Origin of the sequence: Siminovitchia sp. FSL H7-0308 (assembly GCF_037980985.1) — a bacterium.
Lineage (GTDB): Bacteria > Bacillota > Bacilli > Bacillales > Bacillaceae_C > Siminovitchia > Siminovitchia thermophila.
In genome coordinates, this window is sequence record NZ_CP150282.1 from 1,064,231 (window position 1) to 1,080,975 (window position 16,745).

The 16,745-nt window shown below is 38.1% G+C and carries 14 protein-coding genes; 8 read left to right on the top strand and 6 right to left on the bottom strand.

The features are described 5' to 3' along the window. Positions 1-592: 592 nt before the first annotated feature. The 3 genes from MHB50_RS05100 to MHB50_RS05110 form a co-directional block, all read right to left on the bottom strand. Positions 593-1,483 carry a LysR family transcriptional regulator gene (locus tag MHB50_RS05100; RefSeq protein ID WP_340084944.1) on the bottom strand — a complete coding sequence of 297 codons (891 nt, stop codon included), beginning with the start codon at positions 1,481-1,483 and terminating at the stop codon, positions 593-595. Between the two features lie 375 nt (positions 1,484-1,858). Beyond that, positions 1,859-2,470 (bottom strand): DUF2812 domain-containing protein, encoded by a 612-nt coding sequence (locus MHB50_RS05105; RefSeq protein ID WP_339162347.1) that lies wholly within the window; start codon positions 2,468-2,470, stop codon positions 1,859-1,861. Further along, positions 2,463-2,810 (bottom strand): PadR family transcriptional regulator, encoded by a 348-nt coding sequence (locus MHB50_RS05110; RefSeq protein ID WP_339162349.1) that lies wholly within the window; start codon positions 2,808-2,810, stop codon positions 2,463-2,465. Before MHB50_RS05110 ends, MHB50_RS05105 begins: the two co-directional genes overlap by 8 nt. Positions 2,811-3,090: 280 nt before the next feature. Between MHB50_RS05110 and MHB50_RS05115 the strand changes: the two genes are divergently transcribed. The 6 genes from MHB50_RS05115 (at position 3,091) to MHB50_RS05140 (ending at position 11,155) form a co-directional block, all read left to right on the top strand. After that, a complete protein-coding gene (locus MHB50_RS05115) occupies positions 3,091-3,540 on the top strand; it encodes a GyrI-like domain-containing protein (protein ID WP_339162352.1) in 450 nt (149 codons plus the stop codon). Positions 3,541-3,882: 342 nt separating this feature from the next. Further along, complete coding sequence (locus tag MHB50_RS05120; protein ID WP_339162354.1) at positions 3,883-4,215, top strand: cupin domain-containing protein; 333 nt, start codon at positions 3,883-3,885, stop codon at positions 4,213-4,215. Positions 4,216-4,711: 496 nt separating this feature from the next. Continuing rightward, on the top strand, positions 4,712-6,769 hold the full coding sequence (locus MHB50_RS05125; RefSeq protein WP_340084945.1) for a penicillin-binding transpeptidase domain-containing protein: 2,058 nt from the start codon (positions 4,712-4,714) through the stop codon (positions 6,767-6,769). Between the two features lie 83 nt (positions 6,770-6,852). Continuing rightward, positions 6,853-7,242 (top strand): BlaI/MecI/CopY family transcriptional regulator, encoded by a 390-nt coding sequence (locus tag MHB50_RS05130; RefSeq protein WP_077110173.1) that lies wholly within the window; start codon positions 6,853-6,855, stop codon positions 7,240-7,242. After that, complete coding sequence (locus MHB50_RS05135) at positions 7,242-9,041, top strand: BlaR1 family beta-lactam sensor/signal transducer (protein WP_340085294.1); 1,800 nt, start codon at positions 7,242-7,244, stop codon at positions 9,039-9,041. Before MHB50_RS05130 ends, MHB50_RS05135 begins: the two co-directional genes overlap by 1 nt. A 95-nt stretch (positions 9,042-9,136) precedes the next feature. Beyond that, complete coding sequence (locus MHB50_RS05140) at positions 9,137-11,155, top strand: penicillin-binding protein 2 (protein ID WP_340084946.1); 2,019 nt, start codon at positions 9,137-9,139, stop codon at positions 11,153-11,155. Between the two features lie 291 nt (positions 11,156-11,446). Here MHB50_RS05140 and MHB50_RS05145 read toward each other — a convergent pair whose 3' ends face one another. Both MHB50_RS05145 and MHB50_RS05150 read right to left on the bottom strand, forming a co-directional pair. Next, positions 11,447-12,529 (bottom strand): tartrate dehydrogenase, encoded by a 1,083-nt coding sequence (locus MHB50_RS05145; protein WP_340084947.1) that lies wholly within the window; start codon positions 12,527-12,529, stop codon positions 11,447-11,449. A gap of 275 nt (positions 12,530-12,804) precedes the next feature. Beyond that, entirely contained in the window at positions 12,805-13,569 is a 765-nt protein-coding gene (locus MHB50_RS05150) for a GntR family transcriptional regulator (RefSeq protein ID WP_340084948.1), read from the bottom strand. 187 nt (positions 13,570-13,756) lie between these two features. On the opposite strand from MHB50_RS05150, the gene MHB50_RS05155 reads away from it, so the two are divergent. Next, on the top strand, positions 13,757-13,924 hold the full coding sequence (locus tag MHB50_RS05155; RefSeq protein ID WP_340084949.1) for a hypothetical protein: 168 nt from the start codon (positions 13,757-13,759) through the stop codon (positions 13,922-13,924). Positions 13,925-14,357: 433 nt separating this feature from the next. After that, a complete protein-coding gene (locus MHB50_RS05160) occupies positions 14,358-14,960 on the top strand; it encodes a YpjP family protein (RefSeq protein WP_077110178.1) in 603 nt (200 codons plus the stop codon). Positions 14,961-15,127: 167 nt separating this feature from the next. On the opposite strand, the gene MHB50_RS05165 is transcribed toward MHB50_RS05160, so the two are convergent. Next, positions 15,128-16,651, bottom strand: coding sequence for an AbgT family transporter (locus MHB50_RS05165; protein WP_340084950.1), 1,524 nt, complete (start codon positions 16,649-16,651; stop codon positions 15,128-15,130). Positions 16,652-16,745 lie beyond the last annotated feature (94 nt).

Here is a 16,745-nt window from a genome sequence, read left to right on the forward strand (position 1 = left end):
TTCATTCAGTAGGGCTTCTACTGAATGTTAGTTGAACCAATCGGGCATTTAGGTGCCGTTATCTCCCACTTAGACATTTTGTATTCACTCAAGATTTTGAAGTGGGAGTCTTTACGGCACCTTACATGCCGGATAAAGTGAAACTTCATTCAGTAGGCGTTTTCTTCCTCTTCCACTGAATGTTAGTTGAACCAATCGGGCATTTAGGTGCCGTTATCTCCCACTTAGATATTTTGTATTCACTCAAGATTTTGAAGTAGGAGTCTTACGGCACCTTACATGCCGGATAAATTGTCCTAGTGTTATAATACGCAAGCTTTTAGCGTAGTCAACATATGTAGACTCCTGCGGGAATAGCTCGAGCTAAAGATCCCGAGGGAAGCGACCTTTGCTTTCCGAGGAAGCTGAAGAGACCTGCGGAAAGCGAAATTTTTTTGACGTAGCGATGATAGGGATTTTTTTACACAAATAAACCGAACAATTATAAATGAATTGTTCGGTTTTAGCTATTTCGTATTTGCTTATGTTCCAGCCTCTTTCTTACGATTAGTCAAGTGTATTTCATCAATTTCTTTTGTTGTGATGATTAGTTTTATAAATGGTTATGATCATGTAATTTCGCGTAAGAAGAGTGGTTTTTGAGAAACTTAAAAAACTCTTGAACGGCAGGGAAATTCAATGTTTTATGCCTGCAATATGCCCATGTATCACGTTTGACTAACTGCTTATCATGGCCATATAAATTTTGAATAGATAATTCGTGCTCATTCATGAGGCAAATGCCGGGCAATATTGTATATCCAAGTCCCACACGAGCCATTTCCTTTGCTGTTTCCAGGCTATCTACACTCATAGAAATAATGCTGGGTTTTTTAAAAATATCTTTCCACCATTCATCTACCATCCCCTTCAAATAGCTGTCCATTTCGTATTGAATTCTCAGTAATGTAGGTAAAGCATTCATTTCAATAGGTGCCTTCGACACAATGCTGATTGGCTCTGAAACTAATAAATGCTGTTTCTCCTCCCAAAAATACTCCCCTCTTAAAATGGCGATATGAACATCCCCGGATAAAAACAATTTATATATATTCGAACTTAATCCTGTAATGATATGAAAGTTAACCTCTGGATAAATGGATTGAAATTCTTTTAGTATGGTAGGCAATATGTATTGTCCAAAAGTTGATGCTACACCTAGCTTAACCGTACCACGAACACTTTGTTCCATTAATTGTATTTCATCTAGAGTCAATTCTATGTTTCTTACGTTTTTCTTTGCTAATTCAATAATCAATTCTCCCTCTGGAGTAGGGAAAAGACCAGACCGATCACGAATAAAAATCTTTGTATTGAAATATTCTTCAATCTGTCGAAGTCTATAGGTTAAATTGGGTTGCGAGATAAACAACTTTTCAGCAGCCTTTGTCATATTTCTTGCTTGATCAAGCATGATTAAAATAGCGTAATCTTTTTTGTACACTGGAAGTAATCTCCTTTATTTTAAGTACATGAAAATAAAGGTCCGTTGCTGTTTACTCATATGGTCTATCGTAAATACTCGGTATTGAACCATTTTTCAAACTTTCGTGTATTCAATGACTATTATAACATGTATCATAAATGATTTTTCAAAAGCATTAGGTTCAAGAAAGGCGGGAAAAAGGTGTGTTGGAAAAAAAGTCCGCCCGAAAGCATGATAAACGTTAGGCCCTGGAACTGCACTTTTTTTCTTTCTACCGAAGAGTGTTTGTAATTTCAAAGACACTTGTATATCCGGCGCCGGGGAGGATTGTCACTGTTTTACAGACAACGTGATATTCCATTGCCAGTCATTTTCCACACTTTTTTCCATATACTAACTTTTATTTTGCAAATACAGTTTATTCGACCTATACCCAAAGAAAAAAAACAGGATGATTGCCAATGGAAAAAATACCCAACTATATCCCCGCATTAGCGCAAATGGTGTTTCAAATAGAAAGGAAGACCAAAAAGATATCCCGGTCTTATCCCATAAACCAGGTGTAAAATAGAACTCTTGTGGATTCGTTAACGCCTTGAAATCAATGATATCTATCAAATAAAATACTACTAACAGCGGTAAATAGCTGATTGCCAATTCAAAAAACATATTGGCCAATCTTTTATATCTGGCAGCTTTGGAATGATTATCAGAAAAAATCTCATCTCCAACAGTATCGTCCATTTTTTTAAAGTATTGAACCCCTGAGCTTTTCGTGCCGGCAAGATGTTTCCAGCCACCGTCCTCAAACATCGTACAATAATCGATGAAATCCTCCTTTTTCTTAAACATTCTGAAGTCAATTTTTATCGTTGCTTTTTCAGGCTCTCCCTTTCGAAAGTGATATCCGAAGAACTTATTTTGTAAATGATAACCCTCATTGGCCATCTGCTCTAACCATTGTTCCTCTTTTTCAAAGTCGATAAAAAATTTCAGTTTATACATCTTCTTTCCCTCCATTACCTGACATTGCCGTAGGCAGCAATTTTTCAGTTGCTTGTACAATATGCTTCATTCGTTCACAATCCAGTCGCAATACTTCTTTGCCCTTCTCGGTGATGACATATGTTTTTCGCCGTTTATCCGTACTTTTTACTGCTGTAATGAGTTGCTGTTTTAGCAAGTTTTCAATTGCTCCATACATCGTACCCGCAGCTATCTTTACAGTCTGATTGCTTAGCTCTTCGACCTTCTGCATCATAATATAACCATGAGCGGGCTCAAGTAAGGATAATAAAATATAATAGGTCGTTTCAGTCAATGGCAAATATTTATGTAACTCCATATCATTCACGCTCCACAAATTTTTCAAAATATACAGTTAAACTATATAGTTTAACTGTATAGTTTAACTGTATACAACCTAACTGTATAAGTCAATCAAAACTTGAGCCCATTTCCAAAAGAATGGATCTTATGCTGGCATGCCTAATCATTTTACATTCAAAATCCTTTTAAATATAAAAATAATTCAATTTATTTTTAAAAATATACTGTATATATTTTTAAAGCATGTTACATTCGAAATGTGGCAAACAAATACAGGAGAAAGGAAGAAAACAGTGATGCACTATAAAGTAGAAACACTTCCAAACTATCGCCTAGCTTATGTACGAAGGGTTGGTCCATATGGACCTGCCAATGTCGATGTCATGGAGAAGTTAAAAAAATGGGCCAGGGAGAGAAATCTTCTTGAATCGGCAATCCTATTTGCCATTCCACGAGATAATCCTGAGACAACACCGCCTGAAAACTGCAGATTCGATGCTTGTATTGTGATTTCAAAAGATGATCAAATGGATGGTTCCATTTATGAAGGTGAACTCTCTGGGGGAACATACCTCATTTACAAAGTGAGACATACCGCAGAAGATATTCAAAAAGCATATGCTGATATTTTTTCATCCTTACAAAGCACCGGCTATCAAATTGATCATAAACCTATCTTGGAAAAATACACTGGCGATATGAAGAGCAATCCATATTGCGAAATATGCGTACCTGTAAAATCGTAATTTAATTCATTTTCGCGGTTTTAGAAGCGGAGAAGCGTACGGCAATCAAATTGGAACAATATATACTGTATCAATAAGTGCATTCTTGAAACAGGCTGTGTATAAAAAAGTGAAGTATCAAGAACGGAGTGACATTCCTAGAGTCTTTTGATTTCTCCCTGGAAGTTTAAAACGGATGATTTAGCTCTTGAAAATGATACGCCATCCTTGACGCAAATGAAAAGTCTGTTATTTATTGATGAGGCTGTTTACGCTAGTTACAGTAGTAGAACTATCATGTGTTTTAAATGATGAAACAGCTTATCGCAGTCGATCGGCTATCAAAATAAATAAGGAATGGGAGTGGGGAATGCGCATCTATCGAATGTTAAAGTGGCCAAAAATGAAGAAAGATTCACGCCTGGCAAAGCGTCAACGGGTGCTCTGTCCAAATGGTTGGAAACTGAAAAACAGCGTCTGCGGGTAGTAAAGTACCCATCTGGTTATCAAGCCGATCACGTTTGCTATGATGGGCACGCGTTTTATGTCGTAAGTGGCACTATCAAGATCGAAATGGGCGCAGATCTTACTGAGCGGGAAGCGGGAGATGCCTTTATTATTCCCGATGAAGTGCCGCATCGAGTGGTGAATCCTTTTGATGACGACGCTGAGGTTGTTGTTGCAGATCAAGGGTGAGCCGTGCTGAAAGGCAGGAGTACGAAAATGAAATGTGAAGAATCAAGATTGAATCAAGAGAGTTAGAAAGAAGTGCTCGGACAACTGGTGCATGATCACCAAGCCTTTAGCAAATGATGGGAGGAATTCGTTTTTCCAAATGGAAAAATATGGATATTATCCGTTTTTTGCAAGCAAATAAATTCCGCGCAAAAGCTTGAAGCTAGAGTCAGCATTCAAGCCGACACTGAATTTTTGGCAAGACTAACCCTATTCTCGTAATAGGTGATTTCGTTCGAACAATCCGCAGCAAGACGGATTTTGCTGGGGATTGTTCTTTTTTTGAACCTGCCTAGTAGGCTACAAGCTGACGTCGGCACGGATGAACCAATTGAACGATTTTTTATATTTGCTATTCATCTTATTTATGCTATAATGATTCCTATTACTACAAGTGTAGTTAATTCATAAAAACTACATTTGTAGTAATTAAACTTAAGGAGAAGAAGGGGAGCGTGTGAATAGTCGAGTCAGAAGAAAAAAAGATAACAATAAAATGGTTTCTATCATACTATTAATCTTCTTAGTGGTGGGCGGGGGCTTTGGTCTGTTCTTCTTCATTCATAAAAATGATAACAGCCAAGCACGAGAAGCAGCAGATGCTTTCATTCAGATTTTAGAGAACAAAGAATATAAAAAAATGGAGGATGTGCTTGAAAAACAATCATACACTTCGTTAGGCTATACTTCCCAAGAAGTGATAGATAAATATGACCACATCTTCAACGGAATTCATATTCATAACATACAAGCATCCAAAATCTCATTTAAAAAAATAAATAATAGTGAACATGAGCTTTCCTATCAATTAAGGTTTACAACTCCACTAGGTACTTTGAAAAATGTAAAATACCAAACAAAAATCATAAAAACGGATGGTCAATATTTGGTAAAATGGGCTCCTTCCTTGATTTTTCCGGGAATGGAAGGAAAAGATAAGGTGGCTTTCCATGATTGGCAAGCAGAACGCGGAGAAATAACAGATCATCTAGGAAACGGATTGGCGGTAAACGAAGCTTTTAAAGAGGCTGGAATTGTTCCGAAAGATTTATCTCAGGGGAATGAAAAAGAAAAGAGGCTGGAAAATGTGAGTCGGCAACTCGATATTCCTATAGAAGAGATACATCGAAAACTACATCAAAAATGGGTAAAAGATGACTTGTTTGTTCCTCTTAAAGTATTAGAATCCAATAAAACGGAAAATATCCCGGGCATTTCTTATCGAAATATAATACTGCGATATTATCCTTTAAAGGAAGCCGCGGCCCATTTAACCGGTTATATAGGTAAAGTAACAAAGGAAGATTTGGAGGAAAATCCACATGTGGCAGAAGGGGACATGATTGGCAAAGCGGGATTGGAAAGAGCGTTTGACCGGGAATTGCGCGGCAAAGGTGGAGGAGAAATTGTTATTGTCAATGAAGATGGTCAAAGGAAGAAAGAAATTCAAAAGCGGGAAAAAATAGATGGGAAAAATATTCAGCTAACGATTGATACGTATATTCAAACGGAGGCATTTAAACAATTGAAAGGAAAGCCCGGTGCTACCGTTGTCATGAGCCCGAATGATGGAAAACTGTATGCTCTCGTTAGCTCTCCTTCATTTGATCCAAACAAAATGGTTCAAGGAATAACTAGGGAGGAATATGATCAATACGCGAATGATGAAGATAAGCCGTTTATTTCAAGATTTGCTAAACGATATGCACCCGGCTCCACTTTTAAAACCATCACCGCCAGTATTGGCCTTGACGCCAAAATAACATATCCAAGTAAGCTCAGAAAAATAAATGGATTAAGCTGGAAAAAAAATGAAACGTGGGGAGGGTATTCGGTTACTCGGGTTTCTAATGTGCGTGATGTCGATATGAGAAAAGCGCTCATTTACTCGGATAATATTTACTTTGCCCAAGAAGCCTTGGAAATGGGGGAAAAAACTTTTAGAAATGGGTTGGATCAGTTTATCTTCGGCGAGGAATTAAATTTGCCAATCGCCATGAACCCCGCGCAAATTTCCAATCATTCGGCATTTGATTCAGAAATTCTGCTGGCAGATACGGCATACGGACAAGGGGAATTATTGGTCTCGCCGATTCAACAAGCCGCTATGTATTCTGTTTTTCAAAACGAAGGAAAAATTGTTTACCCGACATTATTGAATGATAAAGCCGGGCCAAAGTCAAAATCAGCCATTACTCCTTCAACAGCCAATGAAATGAAAAAACTTTTGCAAGAAGTAGTCAATCATCCAAATGGCACAGCTCATCTTCTGTACAACCATCAGCAGCAATTGGCTGCCAAAACCGGTACAGCGGAATTAAAAATGCAGCAAGGGGAAAAAGGGGATGAAAATAGCTTTTTGCTTGCCTTTGATGCGGGGCATGATCAATTTCTTCTTCTTTCATTTGTAGAACATTATACCGGGGGAAGTTCCGCAACCCAGTTGAATAAAACATTTATAGCGGAGTTATATAAATATTTTCAAATGCGGGAAGGGATGCGGACTCCATCATAGCGAGTAAAGGACTCGTTAGCTCTTTAAGAAATCAGCACTGCCTGCTATAATAAATACTACAAATGTAAAAGCAGGAGGCCGCGATGAAGGAGATTCCGCAAATATCAGAAGCAGAATTTGAAGTGATGAAAATAGTATGGAAATATGAACCGATCTCCACCCCCGAAGTAGTAGAGAAAGTTTCAAAAAAAATTGATTGGAAGCCGAATACGATTCAAACTATGCTTTCACGCCTCGTGAAGAAGAAGGCTTTGCAAACGAAAAAACAGGGGAGAGTATTTGTTTACACATCTCTAATCGAAGAACATGAATATGTGGAACAAAAAAGTAAAAAATTTCTTAAACAATTTTTCGGCGGTACGTTGAATACAATGGTCTTAAATTTTATTGAAAATGATCAGCTTTCAAAGGAAGAGATTTCGGACCTGAAGAAAATATTATCTGAGAGGGATACGAAAGAAGGGGAAAAATGATGGATATTTTTATACTCCGTTTTCTATTAAGTACGATTCTCGTATCTCTTCTTTATTTAATAATTCTCTTCACGAAAAAAATATTCGCCAAACATATGTCCAAACAAACACATTATAAAGTTTGGTATTTTCTATTTACTCCCCTTCTTATTTCCTTTTTTCCTTGGGATTTTTTCCGCCTACATGAAATATCCCAATATATGAAAAGCCTGATGTTCACTAATAGGAACACGCCATTGAATCATGAACAGATAAGTGGAGTGGAAGTTTCACAAGCACCCAACACAAATGTCCTGCATGATTTCTCCGTGTCTGTAAATAAGGCAACGCCGGATTTCTTCTATCATACCTTTATGGCTGTTTGGATCACTGGAATGGTTATTTTCGTTGTGATGGCGATTTACGCAAACTATCAAATCCGGCAATTAAAAAAGTCGGCTGCTCCTATTCAAAATGAAAAAGTAAATGAATTGTTAGAAGTGTGCAAAGAGATGGTCGGAGTGAAAAGAAAAATAAAGTTGCAAGAAACAGCGCTTATTGCCTCTCCTAGCACGCTTGGACTGATACAGCCTTATATTCTTTTACCAAAGACGACACTGGAAACATTCTCATTAAACGATTTAAAATATGTTTTTTTACACGAATTAACCCATCAAAAAAATAAAGATGTGCTTATTAATTACGTCATGTTGTTATTAAACATTATGTACTGGTTTAATCCATTCGTATGGCATGCCTTAAAAGTCATGAGGATGGATCGAGAATTGGCTTGTGATGCCGCTGTTTTAAATCGCTTGGATGAGAGCGGATATATCGAATATGGACAGACGATCATTCATTTTGCAGACAAACAACAAAGCCGCGCCTTTGGACAGTACGCCTCCGGGATGGGCGGAACAAAAACACAAATCAAACAAAGAATCAAGAGCATTGCGAATTACGCTGGGGATTCTCAATTATTGAAATGGAAAAGCAAAGCAATCTGTGCGGCTCTCGGGATTTTTATGCTCTGTCTGACACCGCTCACCTCGGTGATCGCCAGTTCAGACGACGTATATCAATTTAATAAGAAAAATGTAATATATGAAGATTTAAGTTCTTATTTTCATGGATATAACGGGAGTTTTGTTTTATATGATCCCTTTAAAAATCAATATCAAATTTATAACCGCAAGATGAGTGAACAGAGGGTTTCTCCCAACAGCACGTATAAAATATATTCTGCATTATTTGCTTTGGAAACAAATGTCATAACCCCTCATCACAATGAACAACTTTGGGATGGAACAGTTTATCCCTATAAAGAATGGAATACGAATCAAAGCTTATCAACTGCATTGGGCAGCTCTGTCAATTGGTATTTTCAACATTTAGATCAAAAAGTAGGGAAAAAACAACTACAATCTTATTTTCATCACATAAACTACGGGAACGAAGACCTGTCCGGGAATCTGGAGCGTTACTGGATAGAATCTTCATTAAAAATATCACCAATTGAACAAGTACAAATATTATATGGATTAGATGAAAATACATTTGGCTTTAAAGAGGAAAACGTTCGTGCAGTAAAAAACGCAATCCTTATTGATGAGCAAAAACATCGTCAATTATTTGGAAAAACAGGCACTGGTTCGATCAATGGGAACAATGTCAATGGTTGGTTTATCGGCTTTGTAAAAAAGAATGGTCGTAGCTTTTATTTTGCTGTCAATATCCAAAATAAAAAAGGACATGCAAACGGGAGCAAGGCGGCGGATATCGCCCGGCAAATACTGCGTGATAAACGAATATACGAATAAAAAAACCCAAAAAGGATTACTTCATCCTTTTTGGGCATTTTCTCCACTTAATACTACAATTGTAGTATTTATTCCTGTAAAAGGAGCTTTTTATAATGGAACAAAAAAAGAGAAATGTAACCACATTACGAATCAATTTCCTGCTTTTTATCATTTTTCTGCTTTTTTCTGCTCTTATTTTGCGGTTAGGTTACCTTCAAGTTGTACACGGTGAACAGTTTTATAAAGAGGCTGATAAATCGCATTTGGTCGTTGTAAAAAAAGCTGTGCCAAGGGGATCTATTTATGATCGGAAGCATCGTCTATTAGTCGGAAATAAGGGGAAGAAAGCCATTACGTATTTTCGAAATAATGATAGTACGCCAAAAGCGATGGTAAAATTAGCGGAAGAACTAACGAAATTTATTTCCATAGATACGACTGGGCTTAAAAAACATGATTTACAAGAATACTTTGTCGCCAAATATCCGGATAAAATCAATCATCGGCTTACTGGAATGGAGCAGCGTTTAAAAGCAGGAGATTTATATAAAGCGCAAATAAAAAAAGTGACTGACGACGACCTGGCTTCCTTAAACGAAACAGAAAAAAGTGTTGCCAGTATATATAAAAAAATGAACAGCATTTCCGCATTTGAAACTGTAACTATTAAAAATAATCATGTGACGGATGAAGAAGCGGCCAAGGTAAGCGAACATATGCAAGAGTTACCGGGCATCGACGTTACAATGGATTGGGAACGTGAATATCAGGAAGGCACCGTGTTAAAAAGTGTATTCGGTTCGGTAACATCCGAGAAAACAGGTTTGCCTAGTGATGAAAAAGAATTACTGCTGGCTAAAGGCTACGCCTTAAATGACCGGGTCGGCAAAAGCTACTTGGAAAAAGGATATGAAGATGTGCTGAAAGGCACTAAGGAACAATATGAATTAACAATCAACAACGGAAAAGTGGAAAAATCTGTTCTTAAAACAGAGGGGAAAAAAGGAGATAATCTCGTATTAACGATCGATATTGACTTTCAAAAAGAACTGGATGAAATTGCAATCAACGCGTTGCTTCAACGGAAAGGCAAATTGGCAGATCGGCTTTATATTAGTGCCATTAATCCGCAAAATGGGGAAATTCTCGGCATGACCGGAAAAAGGATTAACATGGCTACAGGAAAAATAGAAGATGATACATTAAGTGTTTTTAATACTCAATATACGATGGGATCCAGCATAAAAGCGGCTACTGTTCTTGCGGGTTATATGGATAAAGTGATTTCATTGGATGACAATACACTCATTGATAAACCACTTAAATTTGCGGAGACAAAATCAAAAAGTTCTTGGTTTAACCGCCGGGGAAGTATGCCATTAAATGACATCACCGCGTTAGAAGTATCTTCGAACTCCTATATGATGCAATTGGCTATGCGGATGGGCGGAAAATATGACTACATGCCTGAGGAAAGCTTGAAAATGGATAGTAAAGCGGCTTTTCATAAACTCAGATATTATTTTTCGCAATTTGGCCTCGGTGTTCCAACCGGACTGGATGTTCCGGGGGAGACGCATGGTTTAAAAGGAGTAGAAACAAATCCTGGTCTCGCTCTTGATCTTTCTTTCGGGCAATTTGATACGTATACAACTCTGCAATTAAATCAGTATATATCGACGATTGCGAACGGGGGAGACCGGATCGCTCCAAGAATTGTAAAGGAAGTTAGAGGCAATCATGAGAAAGGTGAACCAGGTGAACTAAAAAAAGCTTTTACTCCAAAAGTCATCAACCATGTAAATATCGAAAAAAAATATATTGATAGGATTCAATCGGGCTTATATCATGTTGTATACGGCAGCAATCCATATGGAACAGGAAAGAAACTTTCCGATTTGCCATATAAAGTCTCTGGTAAGACCGGAACTGCCCAAGCTTTTTATAGTGGGCCCATTCAATCGGCAAATATGACGGCTGTCTGGAATTTGACTTTCGTAGGCTATGCCCCGTCGGATAATCCGGAAATTGCGATCGCTGTTGCTTTGCCTTTTATGGATACAGATAAACAAGATGCGATCCTGGATATCCCCAAAAAAGTATTTGCTGCTTATTTTTCGCTTAACACATGATGATTAAGTCGTTTCATTTTGTCCTAAATACAAACTCTCTAAAAAGAGTAAAGTCCATCAGAAAGGCTCGATTGACTCGTAAATGCAGACGAAACTGTGTAAGTGGGAGGTGTACGCTCCCGCTTCACAGTTTCGTTTCGGTTTATGACAAATTAAATCTTGAAAAACCGCCATTTTAAAGACAATAGAAAATCGCCAGAAAAAGCTGCCAATCAATAAGGAAGGAAGCTGACTTGCCAGCTGCCGCTTTTAAACAATGAAATTCAATTCATTGTAGTAATGATTGATGGATTATTTACTATGAACCCCTTTTTTGTCGACAGCAATAAGCCGCTTGATGATTTCATTTGTAACCTCTTTTGTGCTATGTTTCCCACCAAGGTCTGGCGTTAAGATGCCATCGTTTGTGACGCTTTCAATAACAGTCAATAATGTATTTCCCAAATCTTCTTCTCCAAAATGATCTAACATCATTTTAGCCGTCCAAATTTGGCCAATTGGGTTGGCAATCCCTTTTCCGACAATATCCGGAGCCGATCCGTGAACAGGCTCAAACATGGAAGGATATTTTCCGTTGACATTAATATTCGCTGATGGGGCAATTCCAATGTTGCCCATAATCGCCGCCCCCAAGTCTGATAAGATATCTCCGAATAAATTGCTTGCCACAATGACATCAAATCTTTCAGGCCGGGTGACAAAGAACGCCGATAAAGCATCGATATGTTGGGAATCAGTGCTAATTTCCGGATATTCTTTGGCAATCTCTTTAAAAATTTTGTCCCAGAAAGGCATCGAGTATGTAATGCCATTTGATTTTGTCGCGCTTGTTACATGCTTTTTCCGTTTAGCCGCTAATTCAAAAGCATAACGCATGACTCTTTCCGTTCCTTTTCTTGAAAAGACCGCATTTTGAATGGCCAATTCATCTTCACCGTTGTAGATATTTCCCCCAATAGCGCTATATTCTCCTTCACTATTCTCTCTAACAACGATTATATCAAAATCCTTAGGATTTATAAGCGGGGATCTCACACCACTCATCACTTTTGCGGGACGAATATTAATCACTTGATCAAATTCACGACGAATTTTAATGAGTAATCCCCATAAAGAAATATGGTCGGGAACAAGATTACTATCTCCCACAGCTCCCAAGAATATACTATCGAAATCTTGTAATCTCTCCATGCCATCATCAGGCATCATTTTGTTATGTTCGAGATAATACTCACAGCTCCAAGGAAAGCTGGTAAAATCAAATGTTAATCCTCCATGAATATCTGATACCGTGTTCAAAACATCGATTGCTGCGGGAACAACTTCTTTACCAATTCCGTCTCCTGGTATAGCGGCGATTTTTAACGTTTTCAATTTCAATCTCCTCGCTTTTATATATAATTGTCGTGCAACAGGTCGACAGTATCCGGTCGACCAGATCATAATTTGATTATACGAGACGAAAAAACGTAAAGCAAGCTCGTTTTTTTAAAAAACTTCTTGTGTGAGTGCGCGTATTTTTACAAAAATGGAAAGAGGCCACCACTCTATGTAAGTGTGTGGATTGAAATGTTTTCATGAGCGGACAAAAGGGGAAGTGCCGCATATCGCGCTCTATGGGGAGTATATAAAAAGCCATGATCTACTCATCATGGCTCAGTTGTTTCGGTTGTATGAAGAACGCCAATCAAATGGGATAAATCTAATTTCAAATGTTCAACCATTTCTTTGGAAGCTTGTTCCGCATTTCTTTTCTTCATTTGTGAAAATATGTCCCAATGTTGGCTCAGGATTTGATCTGCTCGACCTTCTCCCTGGAAGTTTAAGATACGGAAAAAGTACATAAGTGATTTTAAATCATTGAGTTGCTTTTGCAATCGGCGGTTATGCGTATACTGGACAATTAAATTGTGAAATTGTTCATTTAATGTAATAATCGTATTCGCTTCTTCTGAATGAAGGATTGCCTGCTCCGTTTGTTTTAGAGTACTCTCAATGTCAGCCAACTCCGTATCCGTTGAAATGGTAGTCGTTAACCCGACCGCGAAGGACTCGAGCGCCATACGGCAAAAGTATATTTCCTCAACATCCTTTATGGTTGGCTCGTAGACGATTACTCTGGACTTTTCGTCAACTGTAACAAGCCCTTCTGTTTCTAAAATACGAATGGCTTCTCGAACTGGACTTTTACTGACATTAAATTCTTTAGCCAATTGCGTCTCGATAATACGTTCTCCCGGTTTGAACTTACCTTCAAAGATCATTTTCTTTATGGAGTGATAAAACTGTTCATAATACGGTGTCGGTTTCTCAATCTTATAATCACTCATATTCTCACCTTTTTCTATACTTTCTACATTTATATAAAAACGAAGCCAATTTTCATTGGCGATGAACATGTTTCTTGATAACAATATTTTCTTCCATGTCTTAATCCTTTGTTTTCTTCAGCATACATAAAGCTTGCTCAATTGTCCTCTTTAAGGATAAAAAGAAAGGGGGCTGAAGTCAATGTATGTTCACGAAAATGAGGCTAAACCATCTTCCCTTTAGACTGGTACTTAACGCCGCTTTGCCAGATGCCATGAAGGGGAAAGCCGGATGCAAAAAGGACTTGATGTATACGAAGGGGATTATTTTAAAAAAGGGTGGTTACTGTCCACGAAAATGAATAAAAAAGCGGGTTTCTTTGTCTGCATTATTGTATGGAGAAGATTATACTACAGCCATTATACTCTATTTACATCCGGAAAAAGTTCAGCCTTTTGAGGAAAATGCCTATGCAAACTATTTATTGTTGTAGGAAAAAGAGATTCAGTGAAAAGGAAATATGCTTATTCAAAACAATGTTCCATCAAGGACTTGGGACCTTGCCCAAAGCTATATTGAAAACTAGTACCAAAATTTGGGAAAGTCATCGTTGACCGATCAAGAATTTCCTTGAAATCAAATAAGCGGATGGGGCAGCTGACAAAAATGATCCATTCCTTCCACATATTATTTCCCTAAAATGAGGAAAATCAGTTGGCTAAAACGGAAAAAATATATTAACATATACATAATGATCATGTTCTTACATACATGCTTTTTTGGTAGATCGTTTTGATTTTTCGGTGAAAGATACGATAGATTCATATTTTGAATGTAGACCGTCTATATTCCCGATTACATATAGGGGTTGTGAAGAAAGGAGATCCCAAAAATGAAGCTATGGCTCAGAAGAATGTTCGTCTTTTTTGTAGCCATCATGACCTTTGGATTGTATATCCCGTCAGCTCAACCGGATTCGAAAGTAAATGATGAGAAAAATATCCTTTCTTCAAGTAAAATCGTTGAGGAAAATGATGAAGGCTCCGACTCTCCAACTGAAGATGGAGATTGTGTCCATTATCCCGAAGAAAAGGAAAGCAAAACGGCTTTACTGGCCAAACAGGCAAGAGAACAAGCGATAGCGAAATTGGGACCAAGAATTTTGGAGCAGGTGGAAGATGACTTCATGGAGGTCATTTTACCGACAATGGAAGAAGTTTTGACCACCCTGCTTGTCGAGGCGGGATCGCAAGAAGTTCCCTATTTCATGATTACTGATCAACCCGCCGATGGGTACGGAGAAAAAATATTTCATGTATATGATGTGCGAAATGATATGGATATTGCCAGATTTCATGTCAGGCGTGATAAGAGGCCGTTAGAAGGATACTGGTTTAATTTCCATTATCATTTGAGTAAAGATCATTTTGAAAAGCACCATGAAATTGGAGAGATTTACTGGTCTAAAGATGACCCGCCAAAATGGATGGCATGATGATTGTTCATAACAGTGTTTGCGATCTTTTTTCGTTTTGACTTCATGCAAAAACACCTTCGAAATTGTGTATGTTATTTCTGCGTACCTGTTCGAAGGTGTTTTTTGTTGTTAGGTTAATCCATGATCGTGTTCAGCCTTGTTAGTAATGATTTTTCATCACAATCTTATAAATGAACGGTTATTCCCGGCCCAAACGGAATTCCGAGGTAGGCAAATAACAATAGTAAAAGAATCCATGTTCCCAAGAAAAACAGACTATATGGCAACATGAGGGAAATCAATGTGCCAATTCCGGCTTTCTTATCGTAGTCTCTCATAAAGGAAAGCACGATCATCATATAGGGGTTCATGGGTGTAATGACATTTGTCGACGAATCCGCAATTCGGTATGCCGCTTGCACAAAAGCGGGGTGATAATCAAGAAAATAAAACATTTTAACAAATATGGGCGCTTCCAAAGCCCATTGCGCAGAGCCGCTAAAGACAAACAAGTTTAAGATCGCTGTTAAGAAAACAAAACCGATAATGACCAATATGCCTGTTAAACCGATGGACTGTAAAAAATTTGCTCCGCTTACCGCAATCCATAAACCTACATTAGACCAATCAAAGTAAGCGATAAACTGGGAAGCTGCAAATATGAGCACGATAAAGCCGGACATGTCTTTCATGGCATCTCCCATATATTTTCCAATATCTTGTGTCGATGTGATTGTTTTCAATGTGAGGCCATACGTAACACCGAGAATGATAAAAAAAACGATAATAAGGGGAATAATTCCATCTAAAAACAATGAAGGGACAATTCCACCACGTTCATTTGTTAATGGAGAATGAGGAATAAGCAGGACAATGATTATAAAAGCAATATAGGCTCCCCCCGCAATCGCGGCATTTTTTAACCCTTTCATTTCTAATGCCGTAGCCTTTTCAAATTGTTTCCCGACAGATCCTTCGTATTTTCCAAGTCGGGGCTCAACTATTTTTTCTGTAACTAAGGCCCCGACAACAGATAAGATGACAACAGAAGTTACCATGAAGTACCAGTTATCTGCCGGTGTAACAACGATATCTGAACCGAGGGATTGCATTACTTCTGTAGTAATACCGGATAAGAGTCCATCTGTTCCCGTAATCATAAAGTTTGCTGTAAAGCCGGAACCGACGCCGGCAAAGCCCGCAGCTAATCCCGCCAATGGATGTCGTCCAATGTTATAAAACACCATCGCGGCCAGGGGAGGAATAATCACAAAGGCTGCATCAGAAGCGATATTTCCCATAATTCCGGTAAAAACAACCGCGTATGTCACAAGTGATTTTGGCGCTTTTACAATGGTACTTTTAATCGCGGTTTCCAATAAACCTACTTTATCGGCTAATCCAATCCCAAGCATCATCGCTAATACAAGACCTAAAGGTTTAAAGCTGACAAAGTTATCCAGCATCGAGGTCAAAATGAATTCCAATCCTTCTGTTGACATTAAGCTTTTGACGAAAATCTTTTCTTCTTCTCCCGGCTGGATAAATGAAACGTTAAAAAGAGAAACAAGCCAGGAGAAGATCATCACGATGATTGCAAGATACACAAACAACATAAAGGGGTCAGGCAATTTATTCCCAACTCGTTCAATTCCATTTAAGAAACCTGTCAGTTTTGACCTTTTTACGGAGTTATTTTCTAAAGCCATATCATTTACCCTCTCTTTACTTTTTATCTTATAAAGCGCTTACATATAATCGGTGTGAATGATTGTTTTTCACTTTGGGAAAGGCCATCAATTA

Bases quoted from the DNA above. Each gene is read 5' to 3' on its own strand.
- MHB50_RS05105 (WP_339162347.1), bottom strand. From the start codon at position 2,470: ATGTATAAACTGAAATTTTTTATCGACTTTGAAAAAGAGGAACAATGG.
- MHB50_RS05110 (WP_339162349.1), bottom strand. From the start codon at position 2,810: ATGGAGTTACATAAATATTTGCCATTGACTGAAACGACCTATTATATT.
- MHB50_RS05115 (WP_339162352.1), top strand. From the start codon at position 3,091: ATGCACTATAAAGTAGAAACACTTCCAAACTATCGCCTAGCTTATGTA.
- MHB50_RS05130 (WP_077110173.1), top strand. From the start codon at position 6,853: ATGAAGGAGATTCCGCAAATATCAGAAGCAGAATTTGAAGTGATGAAA.
- MHB50_RS05135 (WP_340085294.1), top strand. From the start codon at position 7,242: ATGGATATTTTTATACTCCGTTTTCTATTAAGTACGATTCTCGTATCT.
- MHB50_RS05140 (WP_340084946.1), top strand. From the start codon at position 9,137: ATGGAACAAAAAAAGAGAAATGTAACCACATTACGAATCAATTTCCTG.
- MHB50_RS05155 (WP_340084949.1), top strand. From the start codon at position 13,757: ATGCAAAAAGGACTTGATGTATACGAAGGGGATTATTTTAAAAAAGGG.
- MHB50_RS05160 (WP_077110178.1), top strand. From the start codon at position 14,358: ATGAAGCTATGGCTCAGAAGAATGTTCGTCTTTTTTGTAGCCATCATG.
- MHB50_RS05165 (WP_340084950.1), bottom strand. From the start codon at position 16,651: ATGGCTTTAGAAAATAACTCCGTAAAAAGGTCAAAACTGACAGGTTTC.